13 protein-coding genes and 1 pseudogene are annotated in these 13,873 nt (G+C 71.0%); 7 read left to right on the top strand and 7 right to left on the bottom strand.

Annotated elements, in window-relative coordinates; translation table 11 throughout:
• Window positions 1-7: 7 nt before the first annotated feature.
• Genes Tchl_RS08425 through Tchl_RS08415 form a run of 3 tightly spaced genes read right to left on the bottom strand, consistent with a single transcriptional unit; the run spans window position 8 to window position 4,172 of the window.
• Window positions 8-637 carry a helix-turn-helix transcriptional regulator gene (locus Tchl_RS08425; RefSeq protein WP_083945195.1) on the bottom strand — a complete coding sequence of 210 codons (630 nt, stop codon included), beginning with the start codon at window positions 635-637 and terminating at the stop codon, window positions 8-10.
• Entirely contained in the window at window positions 634-2,055 is a 1,422-nt protein-coding gene (locus Tchl_RS08420) for an HlyD family type I secretion periplasmic adaptor subunit (protein ID WP_408646127.1), read from the bottom strand. Before Tchl_RS08420 ends, Tchl_RS08425 begins: the two co-directional genes overlap by 4 nt.
• Window positions 2,052-4,172: a type I secretion system permease/ATPase gene (locus tag Tchl_RS08415; RefSeq protein ID WP_408646132.1), complete on the bottom strand. Its 2,121-nt coding sequence runs from the start codon at window positions 4,170-4,172 to the stop codon at window positions 2,052-2,054. Before Tchl_RS08415 ends, Tchl_RS08420 begins: the two co-directional genes overlap by 4 nt.
• A 294-nt stretch (window positions 4,173-4,466) precedes the next feature.
• Here Tchl_RS08415 and Tchl_RS08410 point away from each other — a divergent pair, with 294 nt between their 5' ends.
• Both Tchl_RS08410 and Tchl_RS08405 read left to right on the top strand, forming a co-directional pair.
• Entirely contained in the window at window positions 4,467-5,909 is a 1,443-nt protein-coding gene (locus Tchl_RS08410; protein WP_198159003.1) for a glycosyltransferase, read from the top strand.
• Entirely contained in the window at window positions 5,906-6,775 is an 870-nt protein-coding gene (locus Tchl_RS08405) for a hypothetical protein (protein ID WP_075148010.1), read from the top strand. Before Tchl_RS08410 ends, Tchl_RS08405 begins: the two co-directional genes overlap by 4 nt.
• A gap of 53 nt (window positions 6,776-6,828) precedes the next feature.
• Here Tchl_RS08405 and Tchl_RS08400 read toward each other — a convergent pair whose 3' ends face one another.
• The 4 genes from Tchl_RS08400 to Tchl_RS08385 all read right to left on the bottom strand — a co-directional run bounded on the left by Tchl_RS08400 (window position 6,829) and on the right by Tchl_RS08385 (window position 10,195).
• Window positions 6,829-7,449: a DUF3299 domain-containing protein gene (locus tag Tchl_RS08400; RefSeq protein WP_232311704.1), complete on the bottom strand. Its 621-nt coding sequence runs from the start codon at window positions 7,447-7,449 to the stop codon at window positions 6,829-6,831.
• An 11-nt stretch (window positions 7,450-7,460) separates the two neighbouring features.
• Window positions 7,461-8,738: an ABC transporter permease gene (locus tag Tchl_RS08395; protein WP_075148009.1), complete on the bottom strand. Its 1,278-nt coding sequence runs from the start codon at window positions 8,736-8,738 to the stop codon at window positions 7,461-7,463.
• Between the two features lie 43 nt (window positions 8,739-8,781).
• Window positions 8,782-9,513 (bottom strand): ATP-binding cassette domain-containing protein, encoded by a 732-nt coding sequence (locus Tchl_RS08390; RefSeq protein ID WP_075148008.1) that lies wholly within the window; start codon window positions 9,511-9,513, stop codon window positions 8,782-8,784.
• A gap of 64 nt (window positions 9,514-9,577) precedes the next feature.
• Window positions 9,578-10,195 (bottom strand): DUF2796 domain-containing protein, encoded by a 618-nt coding sequence (locus Tchl_RS08385; RefSeq protein WP_083945192.1) that lies wholly within the window; start codon window positions 10,193-10,195, stop codon window positions 9,578-9,580.
• A gap of 113 nt (window positions 10,196-10,308) precedes the next feature.
• Here Tchl_RS08385 and Tchl_RS08380 point away from each other — a divergent pair, with 113 nt between their 5' ends.
• From Tchl_RS08380 to Tchl_RS08365, 5 genes and pseudogenes are all read left to right on the top strand, one after another.
• Window positions 10,309-10,791 carry a Fur family transcriptional regulator gene (locus Tchl_RS08380; RefSeq protein WP_075148007.1) on the top strand — a complete coding sequence of 161 codons (483 nt, stop codon included), beginning with the start codon at window positions 10,309-10,311 and terminating at the stop codon, window positions 10,789-10,791.
• Window positions 10,788-10,934, top strand: a complete 147-nt coding sequence (locus Tchl_RS17955; protein WP_198159002.1) for a hypothetical protein — start codon at window positions 10,788-10,790, stop codon at window positions 10,932-10,934. The genes Tchl_RS08380 and Tchl_RS17955 overlap by 4 nt, the downstream gene beginning before the upstream one ends.
• A gap of 195 nt (window positions 10,935-11,129) precedes the next feature.
• Window positions 11,130-11,912 (top strand): annotated as a pseudogene (locus Tchl_RS08375) (metal ABC transporter ATP-binding protein); the annotation flags it as partial.
• 38 nt (window positions 11,913-11,950) lie between these two features.
• Entirely contained in the window at window positions 11,951-12,817 is an 867-nt protein-coding gene (locus tag Tchl_RS08370; RefSeq protein WP_075148006.1) for a metal ABC transporter permease, read from the top strand.
• A 64-nt stretch (window positions 12,818-12,881) separates the two neighbouring features.
• Window positions 12,882-13,871: a metal ABC transporter solute-binding protein, Zn/Mn family gene (locus tag Tchl_RS08365; protein WP_083945190.1), complete on the top strand. Its 990-nt coding sequence runs from the start codon at window positions 12,882-12,884 to the stop codon at window positions 13,869-13,871.
• The last annotated feature ends 2 nt before the right edge of the window (window positions 13,872-13,873 follow it).

The raw sequence follows: 13,873 nt of genomic DNA, 5'->3' as shown, positions 1-13,873 counted from the left end.
CCGGCGTCTACACCTCGGCGGCAGTCCGACGCGTCTTGCCGTAGCGCAGCACGAGCTGCAGCCGGTCGCGCACGGCGAGCTTGTCGAACACCGCGGAAAGATGGGCCTTGACCGTGCGCTCGGTGATGTCGAGCTCACGGGCGACTTCCTTGTTGCTCCAGCCCGCGGCGACCAGGCGGGCGACCTCCGCCTCGCGCCCGGACAAGCGCGCCTCCGGCCCCCCGCGATCGGGTTCCGCCTCCTGCCCCAGACGTGGCCGGAGCGAGCGCACGAGGCGCTCCAGCAACTCGGCGCCGACCCACAGCCCGCCATGACGAAGGACTTCGCCCACTTCCCGCAGCAGGGACGGCGCCGCCAGCGCATGGCAATAGCCGCGGGCCCCCAGGCCGAGCGCGGTGAGGCCCTCGCGCGGGTCTGGCTGCAGCGAGAGCAGGGCCAGCGCGCAGCGCGGAAACGCCCGTCGCAACTGGGCGAGTTCCCCGCGCCAGTCCGGCAGCTCCGCCGCCAGCCAGATCACGTCGCCGCTTGCCGGCCCGGAGAGGGCACTGCGCTCGCTGCAGAACCGCGCCTCGGGAAAGGCCTCTCGCCACCGCTGCGTCGGCATCGAGGGCGGCGCCAGAAAGAAATCTTTCATCATCGTTCGCTCATTGCGTTGGCTTTCGCCCGCAGGACGGGCTTCAGCAGGTAGGAAAGGATGGTCTTCTTGCCGGTGAGGATGTCCACCTCGGCGACCATGCCCGGGATCACGGGCAGGCCGTCACCCAGGTTGGGCACCACCGTCCGCACCCGGACGACATAGAACGCGTTGCCCTTCTCGTCGGTCACGGTGTCGGCGCTGATCAGCTCCAGCACGGCATCGAGCCCGCCGTAGATAGCGAAATCGTAGGCGGTGAATTTGACCACCGCCGGCTGTCCCGGGCGCAGGAAGGCGATGTCCTTGGGCGCGACCCTCGCCTCGAGGATCAGGGCGTCGTCGAGCGGGACGATCTCGACCACTTCCTTGCCCGGCTGCACCACCGCACCGACCGTATTGACCAGCAGGCGGGAGACCGTGCCGCGCACCGGCGCCCGCAGTTCGGCGTGCTTGACCCGGTCCTGGAGCGCGCGGCTGCCCTCGGTCAGGCTGGCGAGCTTGCCCAGGGTCTCCGAAAGCTGGGAGCGCCACTGGTTGCGGGCATTGAGTTCGACCTCCTGGATCTTCTGCAGCGCTTCCGCGATCGCCGCCTGGACGCGGGCGATATGCGCCGCGGCCTGGTCCCGCTCGCCGCGGAAACGGCTCACTTCGCGCTCCAGGCGGATCAGGTCGACCTCGGAAACCGCGCCGGAGCTGAGCAGCGGCCGGGTCACGCTCAGCTCCTGCTGGACCAGGCCGAGCGCCCGCGCGGCCTGGTCGCGGCGGGAGACCGCCTCGTTCAGCTCCTGACGGCGCTGCGACAACTGCTCCTGGGCGATCGCGACCTGCGAGGCGACCTCGGCCTGGCTGGACAGGTACAGGCTGCGCTCGTGAGCGACGATTTCCGGCGCTTCGACACCAACGTCGTCCGGCGCGACAAACCCGCTGTCCTGGGTCAGCGCGCTCAGCCGCGAGGCCCTCGCCTGCAGGGTCAGATACTGGGCGCGGTTTTCACGCAGGGAGGACACGAAACGGGTGGGATCGACCCGCAGCAGCAGCTCCCCCGCCCCGACCACCTGCCCTTCCCGGACCAGGATTTCCTCGACCACGCCACCATCGACCGACTGCACCACCTGCAGTTGCTGCGACGGGATGACCTTGCCCACTCCACGGGTGACTTCGTCGACTTCGGCGACGCCTGCCCACACCAGCAGCACACCGAACACGACCACGACGAGCACCAGCAGGCTGCGCGCACGCACCGGTTCTTCCTGCAGGCGGGCCCAGTCGGCATCGGCCGCCCAATCGACATCCTCGCTCCCGGAGGACGGCCGCAGGCGCGCGAAAAGCCGCTCGGACACCGGCTTGCCGACCTGGCCGAGACGCCCGGACACTTCGCCGATGCCTTCGAAGATCTGCTGCTGGGAAGATTTTTCCATCATGCGCCTCGCCCGACCCGGCCCTGGCGAAGCGCCTCGACGACATGGGCCTTGGGCCCGTCGGCGACGATCCGCCCGGCATCGATGACGATGATCCGGTCGACCAGTTCGAGCAGGGAAGTCCGGTGGGTGATCACGATCATGGTCTTGCCCTTGGCGAAGCTGCGCAGGCGGCGCTTGACGTCCTCCTCGGTGGAGCGGTCCATCGACGAAGTCGGCTCGTCGAACAACAGCAGCGGCGGATCGTTGATCAGCGCACGCGCCAGCGCCACCGCCTGGCGCTGGCCGCCCGAGAGCAGGCTGCCGCGCTCGCCGACCTGCAGGTCGAAGCCCTGCGGATGGGCATTGACCAGGTCGAGGATGCCGGCGATGCGCGCGGCCTTGAGGACGTCCTCATCCTCGACCGGCGCCGCCCCGAGGACGAGGTTGTCGCGCAGACTGCCGTAGAACAGCATCGGGTCCTGGGCGACATAGCCGATATTGCGCCGCAGTTCCGCCGGATCGAGCTGCCTCAGGTCGATGCCGTCGATCAGCACCGCACCGGAAGTGGGCCGGTACAGCCCGAGGATGAGCTTCTCGAGCGTCGTCTTGCCCGAGCCGACCCGACCGAGGATGGCGACGTGCTCGCCCGGCTGGATGCGCAGCGACACGCTGCGCAGCGCACTCGCCGACTGCCCCGGGTAGCTGAAGCCAACGTCGCGGAACTCGATCCCGCCGCGCAGCGTCTTGCGGCTGATGAAGGCGGCCTCGTCCGGGCGCTCGACCTCCTGCGCCATCAGCCCTTCGAGCGCGTTCAGCGACGTCGACGCGTTGTGGTAATGCACCAGCAGGCTGGCGACCTGGCTGATCGGCGCCATCGCCCGTGACGACAGCAGGTAGCAGGCGATCAGCCCGCCCATCGAGAGTTCGCCGTCGCCGATCAGGTAGATCCCCATCACGATCACCGCCACGCTCACGCTGTGCTGCACCCACAGCGAGGCGTTGGTGGTCGACGCCGACAGCAGGCGCAGCTTCGAGCCGACCCCCGCCAGCAGCGCCGCGGTCTGTTCCCAGCGCCGCTGGATGACACCTTCCGCCCCCAGGGTCTTGATCGCCTCGATTCCCACCAGCCCCTCGACCAGGGTCGCGTTGCGCTGCGCCCCGGCACGGTAGATGGTTTCCGACAGCTCGCGCATCTTGCCCTGCACCGCCACCGCGTAGAGCAGCAGGAGGACGATGCCGACCGCGAACGGCAGCAGCAAGGGCCAGGCGATCCAGCCCACCACGGCGAGGAAGAGCAGCGCAAAAGGCAGATCGATGAAGGCGATCACCGTCGCCGAGCTGATGAAGTCGCGCACCGACTCGAAAGCACGCAGATTGGCGGCGAAGGAGCCGACCGAGGACGGGCGCGTCTCCATCCGCATCCCCAGCACCCGCTCCATGATCAGCGCCGACAGCTTGACGTCGGCCCGGTTGCCGGCGAGGTCGACGAAATACCCCCGCATCGTGCGCAGGACGAACTCGGCGACGAGCACGACGAACACCCCCGCGGCGAGCACCCACAGCGTCTCGATGGCGCGGTTCGGCACCACGCGGTCATACACATTCATGACGAACAGGGGCATCGCGACGGCAAACACGTTGATCGCGAACGCCGCCAGCAGGACATCCCGGTAGAGCGAGCGGTTCTCCGCAATCACGCTCCAGAACCAGTGCCCGTGGCGGGAGGCGCGCACCTGCGGCGTGCGCGCATCGAAGCGGAAGCGGGGCCGCAGGTAGATCGCCCGCCCGAGATAGCGCCGCGCAAGCTCTGCCGCCGGCATGTCGACGGCGGCCTCGCCCAGCTCCGGGAACACCACCCGGGCGACGCTCCGGCCCTCCTCCCAGCCGACGAGGATGCAGGCCTCATTGCCGTCGAGCAGCAGGATGGCCGGCAGCAAGGCGTCGTTGAGGCGCTCCAGAGGACGCTGCACGATCCGGCTGGAAAGACCGGCGCGACGCGCGGCGCGCGAAAGCAGCGCGGGCGTGAGCCCGCCGCCGGCGAGCGGCAAGCCGGCGAGGGCCGCGTCCCGGGTCAGGCTTGCGCCATGCGCGCGCGCCACCAGGATCAGACATTCGAGCAGGCTGTCGTCTTCGCCCACTTTCGCCGCGGAAGCTTCGGCCGCAGCAAAGGCCCCCCTCTCCACCTCAGGAATCAAGGCATCCACTCTGTCCACTGATGCACTCCGATGTCGAGACCGACACGACCGCCCGCTGCCTCCTGCGGAACACGCGCTCACCGGGCGACCATCGCACGCGACTTCATCATGCAACGAAATGAAACATTTCGCCATGCCCGCCGGCGGGTGATACGGGCCCCCGCCTTCTGCGCTGCGGCGTGACGCCGTTCACAGCCGGCTTGCGCCCGGGCCGATACCCTTCGCACACCGGATCGCATGTCGCGACACCCTCCGAGCGGACTCCAGATGCGCCTCAAGGCCGACGATCTCTCATCCCCCAGGCCGGCTCCCGCGCCCGACGCGGCAGCCGTGCCGGCACCGCTTGCGGCCGCCTCCGCGGCACCGCGCAGAAGGCGCTACCTCCCGGTTCGCGCCAAGTTCTCGCTCGCGCTGGCCGCCGCTCTGGCCTGGGGCATCCTGTCCTATGGCATCGCCACGCCGTGGATCGCCGCACTCGCCCTGCATATCGGCTCCGGCGCTGCCCACCTCGTCATCTTCGGCATCGCCCTCCTGCCCGGATTCATGAACGCGTTCATGGTCTCCAGCCTGCTTCTCGACCACCGCCCGGCATTCAAGCACCGTCCCGCCACGCTCCCCGCCCTGACGATCCTCGTCGCTGCCTACAACGAGCAGGACTCGATCGAGGACACCCTCGAGAGCATCGCGCTGCAGGCCTATCCCGGCGAACTCGGCGTCGTCGTCATCAACGACGGCTCCACCGATGGCACCGCCGCCATCCTGGAGCGCCTGCGCCCCCGCTACCCCTGGCTCCGCGTGATCCACCTGGCGCGCAATGCGGGCAAATCCGCCGCCCTCAACGCCGGCCTGCGGACGGTGGACACCCCCTACGTGATCACCGTGGATGGCGACTCCTACCTGTTCCGGCATGCGCTCGAAAACCTCGTCCTGCGCCTCCTCGGCGACCCCGCGCACACCGCCGCGGTCGCCGGCGCGGTGATGGTCCGCAACTCGCGCGCCAACCTCGTCACCAAGATCCAGGAATGGGACTATTTCCATGGCATCGCCGCGGTGAAGCGCATCCAGTCCTTGTACCAGGGCACGCTGGTCGCCCAGGGCGCGTTTTCGATCTACCGCAGCGACGCCTTGCGCCAGGTCGGCGGCTGGCGGCCGGTGGTGGGCGAGGACATCGTCCTCACCTGGGCCCTGCTCGAAGCCGGCTACCGGGTCGGATACTGCGAAAACGCCTGCCTGTTCACCAACGCCCCCGCCACCTGGCGGCAGTTCATCCGCCAGCGCCAGCGCTGGTCGCGCGGCCTGATCGAGGCCTTCAAGAGCCATTGGCGGCTGCTCTTCAAGCCGCGCCTGTCGAGTCTGTTCGTGTGGTGGAACGCCACCTTCCCCTATCTCGATCTCGTCTACACCTTCGTTTTCCTGCCCGGGATCGTACTCGCGCTGTTCGGCCACTACTACATCGCCGGGCCGATGACCCTGATCGTGCTGCCGCTGGCGATGCTGGTGAATTACGTGATGTTCCGCGTCCAGGTGCGGATGTTCCAGGAGCAAGGGCTCAAGGTGCGCAAGAACGTCGCCGGCTTCGTCCTCTACGCCCTGTTCTACAGCCTCGTGCTGCAGCCCGCCTGCGTCATCGGCTACCTCAAGGAAGTCGTGCTCCGTTCCAAGAACTGGGGCACCAAATGAAGCCGGTCCTGCTCCTCGCGCTCACCGCCTGGACCTGCTCCACCCATGCGCAAGGAATCGGCGGCAGCCTTCTGTTCAGCACCGACTCCGACGCCAACGACATCCAGCGGCAGACGCTGTTCGTCCGCCAGGCCACCGCCGACGGGCTGGAGATCGGCGCATCGGCCGCGCACACGGCGTTCCGCCAGGCCCGTCGCCATTCGTCACGGTTCGCGCTGCAGCACGAATTCAGCGGCGAGGCCTGGTCGAGCCGCAGCGACCTCGGCGTGGAAACCCTGGGCGCGCGCCATCACCTGACCGGCGAACTCGGCCTCGACTACCGCCGCGGGCAATGGACGTGGTCGCTCGGCGCCGAGCGCAGCCTGGTCGACTCGCGCGAAGGCATCGAGCGCGGACTGAACGCACGCACCCTGCACGCCATCGCCGACTGGTCCGCCGCCGCGCGCGGGGCGACGCTGGTGCTGTCGCGCACCGCCTACTCCGACCGCAACGACCGCCCCGCCGCCCGCGTCCGGCTGTGGCACAACCTGTGCGCCGACTGCGGCGTCCACGCCCTGGTCGCAGCCGAGCGCTACACCAACACCCGGCCCTATACCGGCAACTATTTCTCCCCCGAGCGCTACCTGCGCGTGATGGCCGGCGCGGGCCTGCGCCAGCGCTTCGATGGCGGCACCTTCGCCGCCCGGGCGCTGTTCGGGCGGCAGCGGGTCGACGGCGTCGAGCGCCCCTCGTCGCAGCTCCAGCTCGGCTTCGACTCGCCCCCCGCGCCCGGCGGCTGGCGGTGGCAGGCGGCGCTGGTCCGGGACCAGAAGCAGCCCGGCTATGCCTACCTTCAGGGCACTATTTCCGCCTACCTGCGCTTCTGAATATCCGCGCTTCCGAACGGCCGTGCAGTCCCCCGTGCACGCCGGCGGGCGGTTCAGCGCGGCAGCGGGTCCTTGTACTCCTCGACGGCGACGGCGCGCAGCTGGTAACCGGCACGGCCCATCTCGGAATCCACCTGCCCGACCGTCATCACCCCATTGACCCACACCGGCATCATGTTCCAGGCGGCCGGCAGCGGTTTGGCGGGGACCACGTGGATGAGCTGGTTCGCCGGCGGCGGCGGCACGTGCACGCAGGCGCCGAAATAGGGCACGAGGAGGAACTCGCGAATCGACTTGCCGTCGCCCTCGAGGGCCACGACGAAACCCGGGATGCGGACCCGCGCCCCGCCCAGGCGCTCGACCACCGGCGCCCGGTCCCATTCCTCGCGCATGCGCTGCATCGCTTCGGCAGCGCGCGGGTCGTTGTCCTCGAGGGCGTCGAGATCGAGCTCGGCGAGGAAGCGCTCCGGGTTCCAGTCTGCCGGGATCAGGTCGTCCCAGCTGATCTCGCGGTAGGCGGCGGCCTTGCCGGACTGGGCCGGGGACGCCAGACGGTCGCCAACGCGGTAGTCGCCGCCAGCGGTCTGCGCCGCGACCGGCAGCGGCGCGGCGCTCAGCAGCACGGCGGCGATGGCGCAGAAGGCGGCGCGCAGCAATTGTGGTTCGATCATCATCCCTCGTTCTCTCAGATTCGTATCGTCATGCCGTCGGCGAGCGAATAGCGATACGCCCGCAGCGCCGGCACCAGGCTCGCCAGCAGGCTCGCGCCGAGCACCGCGGCGAGCAGGCCCCACTCCCCGGCCGCGGGCAGGCCGAGCGACAGCTGCAGGCCGTGGCGCGCACCCAGCCAGGGCGCGGCGAGCGCCCCCGCACCATACAGCAGCCCCAGGCCGAGGGCGCAGCCGGCGAGCGCCAGCAGCAGGCTCTCCACCGCCAGCAGGGCGAAAACCTGCCCCGGCCCGGCCCCGAGCGCGCGCAGGATCGCGAGCTCGCGCCGGCGCTCGCCGAGGCTGGCGACCACCACCGCCACCAGGCCGGCCAGCCCCACCATCACCACCAGCGCCGAAACAGCGAGCAGGGCCTTCTCCGCCATCCCCACCAGGCTCCACAGCTCCTGCAGGGTCACCCCGGGCAGGATCGCGCTGAGCGGCTCCCCGGCGTAAGCGTTGATCCAGCGCTGGACACGGAACACCGCGGTACGGCTCTCCAGACCGAGCAGCGCCGCAGTGACCGACTTCGGCGCCAGATCGAACTTGCGCACATGCTCGGGGCCGATCTTCACCCCCGGGACCGGCGCCCCGCCCTGCCAGTCGATATGGATCGCCTCAAGGCCTTCCAACCCCACCAGCAGCGCACGGTCGACCGGGGTGCCGCTGCGCGCCAGCACCCCGACTACGGTGAACGGCTTGTCGCCATGCTCGGCGAATGGAGGCCCACCCGCGCCGCCGTGGCTGAGCACGATCCGCTCGCCGACACGGTAGCCGAAGCGGGCCGCGACCTCGGCGCCGAGGACCACTTCGAACAGCCCCTCGGGCATGCCGGCAAAAGCGCGCCCGGCGGCGAAGCGCAGCGCACGCCGCTCGCCGTAGCGGTAATGCTCGAAGAAAGCCCCGGTCGTGCCGACCACGCGGTGGCCGCGGTGCGAATCGCCGAGCGCGATCGGCACCAGCCATGCGACCTGCGGCAGCGCGGCGACCTCCTCGATGCTCGCCCACGAGACGTTGTTGGTCGCGTCGCCGATATGGAACACCGAATACAGCAGCAGCTGCACCGCCCCCGCGCGTGCGCCCACCACCAGATCGGTACCGGACAGGGTCTGGGCGAACCCGGCGCGCGCATCGTTGCGCACCCGCTCCACGCCGAGCAGCAGGGCCACGGACAAGGCCACCGCAAGCACGGTGAGCATCGCCGCGAGGCGGCGGTTGGCGATGCTCGCCAGGCTCAGATGCCAGATCGGCGTCATCGTGCGGCCTCCACCGCACGCGCCGGGGGCAGGGCGTACGCGATCATGCTTCTGCCTCCGTGTCCGCCCGGTTCAACGCGGCCAGATCGACCACCCGGTCGAAGTGGCAGGCGAGGCGGGCGTCATGGCTGACGAAGAGCAGCGCCGCTCCCGCCGCCGCACATTCGCCCAGCAGCAGATCGAGGAAGGCCTGCTGGCGATCGGCATCGAGGGCGGAAGTCGGCTCGTCGGCGACGATCAGGCCGGGGCGGCCGAGCAGCGCGCGCGCCGCCGCCACCCGCTGCTGCTGGCCGACCGAGAGGGCGGCGGCAGGCCGCGCCAGCACCGCGGGCGCCAGATCCAGGTGCTGTGCCAGGCGCACCAGCTCGGCGGCCGGCGTTGTCCCTGCCGCCCGCAGGCGCGCGCGCCGCTGCGCGGAGAAGCGGCAGGCGAGCAGGATGTTGTCGCGCGCCGACAGGTACGGAAGGAGGTTGAAGAGCTGGAAGATGAAACCGATATGGTCGGCCCGGAAGCGGTCGCGCGCCGCCGCCCCGAGCGACGCCAGCGCCGTGCCGGCCACGCGCAGCTCGCCCGCCTGCGGCGCGACCACGCCACCGATCAAGGACAGCAGGGTGCTTTTGCCGCTGCCGCTGGGCCCGCGCAGGAACACCCGCTCCGCCGGCGCCAGCATGAAGGTGTCGATCGCCAGGCAGTCGTGGTGTGCGCCGGGCCAGCGGTAGCGCAACCCGCGCAGCGCGACCGCGGCGGCATCGGGTTCGCCCGCCGGATCCGGCATCACCGTTTGCCCCCGTCCATCAGCGCAGCGGCGGCGGCCGCCCCGGCGCACGCGGGCACGCTGCTCACAGCGCCAGCCGCGCCTGGCCGCGCGTCAGCTTCGCCGCCCCCTGCCCGCGCGCCGAGGCCCACTCGGCGCGCACCGCCCGGAGCCGCGGGAAAAGCTCGAACAGCCGCAGCTGCAGGGCATCGAGCGCCTGCGGGCGGGCGCATTGGAAACGGTAGCCGGCGACAAGCTCACCATGATCGCCGTCCCCGGCCTGCACGTGCGCTGCGCCGCCCGCATCGGCCCGGTCTTCGCTTTGCAGCCAGGGCGAAGCCAGGCTTACCGCCATCAGCGCACAGCCAGCCGCTTCCGGCAACCCGAACAGCGCTGCGCCATCGCGCAGCCCGCGTTCGGCCACCTGCAGCGCGGCACGCTGGGCAGCGGTGCGCGGCGCATGCTCGAAGCCGACCAGGGTGTCGAGCGGCGTCGCCAGTTCGATCTCGAGCGCGCCCCCGTCGAGGACCACCCGCAGCACCGCCAGCCCGTGCTCATGCACGCCTCCGGCCATGACTCCGGCCCCGGCGGCAGCGCGCTGCGGCGTGTGCTCGGGATGGGGGCCGTGGCCGTCGTGCTGGGCGGCAGCGCCCGACGGCAACAATGCCGCAAAGAGGGCAAGGACGGCAAAAGGAGGGGGCATCGGGCGTTCCTGCGGAGGCGCGTTCTAATGCTACAATGTTGCATCAAATGCCGCCGCAAGCCAAGCCGATTCACTCCAGCGCGCACCCGAACCGCACTCACAAACCCGCCCCCATGCCCAAGCAGCGACACGCTCCGCCCAGCGCACCACCGCAGTCCGTCCGCGGCCTCATCGCAGCCCACGGCGGCCGTGTCACCCGCACCCGGGTGGCGCTGATCGAGACCCTGCAGGCCAGCGCCCACCCCTTGTCACACGACGAAATCGGCGCCGCGCTGGCGGCGCTCGGCATCGCCCACGATCGCGTCACCCTTTACCGCGCCCTCGACTGGCTGGTCGAGCAGGGCATCGCTCGCCGCATCGCCGGCGGTGAACGCGCCTGGCGCTTCGAGATCGCCCGCCACGGCGACCACCGCCACGCCCATTTCCATTGCGAGCGCTGCGGCCAGATCCTGTGCCTGGAAAACGTTCCGGCCGAACCTGGCCCGGACCTGCCGGCCGGCTTCGAACTCGAGCGCGCGGAGCTGGTGCTGCACGGCGCCTGCGCCGACTGTGGCCGGCAAGGCGCCGGACAGGGCCTGAAGGCGGCGGACCGATGAGCGCACGCGCCCCCCGCGCCGCTCCCGGTTCGCGCCCCCTGCCCGCGCTCACCCTCCTCGGCGCCGGCCTCGCCGCCCGCCTCGCCCTGGCCGCAGCGGCCCTGGCCGCGCTGTGGCTGACCCTGCTGTGGGCGCTACGCTGAGATGACACCCCCCACGCTCACTATGTTCGCTGCCCCCCGAGGGGGCTTCAGTACGCTTGAGACGGCTCGGCGCATACTGAGATGCAGCCCGCCCCCCCACCGATGATCCGCTTCGACAACCTCACCCTGGGCTACGACCGCCACCCCGCGGTGCATCACCTCAGCGGCGAGATTCCCGCCGGCGCGCTGGTCGCCGTGGTCGGCCCCAATGGCGCGGGCAAGTCCACGCTGCTCAAGGGCCTGGCCGGCGAGCTGCGCCCGATCGGCGGACGCGTCCTGCTGCCCGAGCTGCCGTCCGGCGGGCTGGCCTACATGCCGCAACGCGGCGACATCGACCCGAGCTTTCCGGTGTCGGTGTTCGACGTCGTCGCCATGGGCCTGTGGCACGAGATCGGCGCCTTCGGTGCACTCTCCCGCAGCCAGCGCCAGCGCGTGCGCGACGCCCTCGCCACAGTCGGGCTGTCGGGCTTCGAGACGCGGCCGATCGGCTCGCTGTCCGGCGGCCAGCTGCAGCGCGCACGCTTTGCCCGGCTGATCCTGCAGGACGCCCCGCTGATCCTGCTCGACGAGCCGTTCGCCGCGATCGACAGCCGCACCGTCGAAGACCTGGTCGGGCTGATCCTGGGCTGGCACGCCGAAGGCCGCACCATCCTCACCGTGGTGCACGACCTCGAACAGGTGCGCCGCCATTTCCCCACCGCGCTGCTGCTGTCGCGCGAGCCGGTGGCCTTCGGCCCCACCGCCCAGGTCCTGACCCCCGCCCTGCTGGCGCGGGCGCGCCGCCTGTCGGAAGCCTTCGACGAAGACGCCGCACAATGCCACATCGAGCTCGCGCCTGCGCTGGGCGCAGCAACCGGTGGCGAAGAGCGCGCCGGGGACGGGGCACCACCCCACGCGCATGCCGGCGCGGATGCCCTCCCGCATCCCGCTGCGCCCTCCCCCACCGGCGCGCACCGCGGCCATCGGCATCCCCACTGAACGCGGCCGCGCCCGGCCCTCCGCCCCCTGCTTCCACCGTGACCGAACTCCTCCTCGACCCTTTCACCGAATTCGCCTTCATGCGCCGCGCGCTGGCCGGCTGCCTGGCGCTGGCGCTGGGCGCCACCCCGGTCGGGGTGTTCCTGCTGCTGCGCCGGATGAGCCTGATGGGCGACGCGATGAGCCACGCGATCCTGCCCGGCGCCGCCCTCGGCTACCTCGCCTTCGGCCTGTCGCTGGGGGCGATGACGGTGGGCGGCATCGTCGCCGGCCTGGTCGTGGTGCTCGCCGCCGGGGTGGTGACGCGGACCTCGATCCTGAAGGAGGACGCCAGCCTCGCCGCCTTCTACCTGCTGTCACTTGCCGCCGGGGTGATGATCGTGTCGCTGCGCGGGCGCAACCTCGACCTCCTCCACGTCCTGTTCGGCTCGGTGCTGGCGCTCGACGACGCCTCGCTGTTATTGATCGCCGGCATCGCCAGCGTCACCGTGGTCTGCCTCGCCGTACTGTTCCGCCCGCTGGTGCTGGAGTGCTTCGACCCCGCCTTCCTGCGCGGGGTCAGCCGCTGGTCGCCGGTGGCGCACTACGGCTTCCTGGTGCTGGTGGTGATCAACCTGGTGAGCGGCTTTCACGCCCTCGGCACGCTGATGGCGGTAGGCATCATGATCCTGCCCGCCGCCGCCGCCCGGCTGTGGACGCGCGGGTTGCCGATGCTGATCCTGCTCGCGGTCGCGTTCGCCTTCGGCAGCGGCGCGACCGGATTGCTGCTGTCCTTTCATATCGATGTACCGGCCGGCCCGGCGATCGTGCTGGTGTGCGGCGTGGTGTATTTCGTGTCGCTGCTGGCCGCGCCCGGCGGCATCCTCGCCGGCCGTCTGCCGGTACGCCACCACCTCGAATCCTGACCCCGGGAGGTGCCGGCGGGCGGCAGCGCCCCCGCCGGCACCCCCCGCAAACCGAGCCCGCGCCATGACCACCGCCACGCCCGCACCCCTCGCCCCCCGCTTCGGCCGCCTGCGCAGCCTGCTTCGCCACGTGCCCGGCCTCGCCGCCCTGACCGCCGCAACCGCCCTCATCCTGCCCGCCGCCGCCGCTGCGCAGCCGCTGCAGGTCACCGCCAGCTTCAGCATTCTCGGCGACTTCGTCCGCCAGGTCGGCGGCGAGCGCGTCACCCTGCGCACCCTGGTCGGCGCCGACGAGGACGCCCATGCCTTCCAGCCCCGCCCCTCGGACGCACGCGAGATCGGCGCCTCGGCGCTGGTGGTGGTCAACGGCCTCGGTTTCGATGACTGGACGGTGCGCCTGGCACGCTCGGGCGGCTACCGCGGAACCGTGGTGGTGGCAAGCGATGGCGTGGCCACGCTCGAAATGGCCGACGAACACGGCCACCAGGCCCCTCACCGCCACGGCGCCGGGCGCAGCCACGCGGTCGACCCCCACGCCTGGCAGGACGTCGCCAACGCCCAGCACTACGTCGCCAACATCGCCGCTGCGCTCGCCGCCACCGACCCGGACGGGGCCGACTTCTACCGTGCCAATGCGGAGCGTTACCGCGCCGAACTGAAGGCGCTCGACGCCGAGATCCGCCACACTTTCAGCACCCTGCCCGCCGAGCGGCGCAAGGTGGTGAGCTCGCACGACGCCTTTGCCTACTTCGGCCGCGCCTACGGCATCCGCTTCCTCTCCCCGGTCGGGGTCTCGAACAACGCCGAGCCCACCGCGCAGGGCGTCGCCCGCCTGATCCGCCAGCTCAAGACCGAGAACATTCCCGCGGTGTTCATCGAAAACGTCGCCGACGCGCGCCTGATCGAGCGCATCCGCAGCGAGAGCGGCGCCCGTGTCGGCGGCACGCTGTACTCCGACGCGCTGTCCGCCGCCGACGGCCCGGCGCCGTCCTACGCCGCGATGATGCGCACCAACCTCGAGACGATCCGCGACGCCCTCGCCCCGCCCCGCTGAAC

The sequence above is a fragment of the Thauera chlorobenzoica genome, assembly GCF_001922305.1.
Taxonomy (GTDB): Bacteria; Pseudomonadota; Gammaproteobacteria; order Burkholderiales; family Rhodocyclaceae; genus Thauera; species Thauera chlorobenzoica.
The sequence above is the reverse complement of the archived record's forward strand: the minus strand, read 5'-3'. Positions and strand labels throughout refer to the sequence as shown.